The sequence below is a fragment of the Flavobacterium sp. NRK1 genome (assembly GCF_024054175.1).
Lineage (GTDB): Bacteria > Bacteroidota > Bacteroidia > Flavobacteriales > Flavobacteriaceae > Flavobacterium.
Map to the genome: position 1 here is coordinate 1 of NZ_JAMXLA010000020.1, position 499 is coordinate 499.

At 50.1% G+C, this 499-nt stretch carries 1 protein-coding gene; it reads left to right on the forward strand.

All coding sequences use genetic code 11. From position 1 onward, the window contains the following. A partial coding sequence (locus NHE85_RS16695; protein ID WP_252813344.1) for a hypothetical protein occupies positions 1 to 499 on the forward strand: 499 nt, incomplete at both ends.

Sequence of the window (499 nt, forward strand, 5' to 3'; positions counted from 1 at the left end):
GATAGCTGACCCTTCAGCCTATGAAAGCGGGACAGGTTCAGTGTGGGTACGTGTTGCCCTTGATACGCACAACCCTGCAGAGCCAATGTGTGCGCAGATCGTTGAGCTGCCCCTTATCGTGAACCCGCTTCCGCCGGTAGCCGACCTTGAGCCATTTGCGCATTGTGAGCAGAATACCGACGGTGCCTATGATTTTAACATCCAGGAATATGTAAACAATGCCCTTGGCGGCAATGAAGCGGATGAGTATGATGTTGACTTCTTTGAAGATGCCGCACTTACCACCCCTGCAGTACCGGTAACAGCCTACCCTGTAACAGGAGGCAGCGGTACGGTATATGTAAGGGTAACCAATAACGATACAGGCTGTATGATCGTAAAAGAGCTTAGCCTGCTTGTAGAGGAAGGTGCGATTGCCAATCCAATTACTACTGTATTTGATGAATGTGACTATGACGGTGCCAATGACGGTATCATCAGCACCTGGGACCTTACGGTT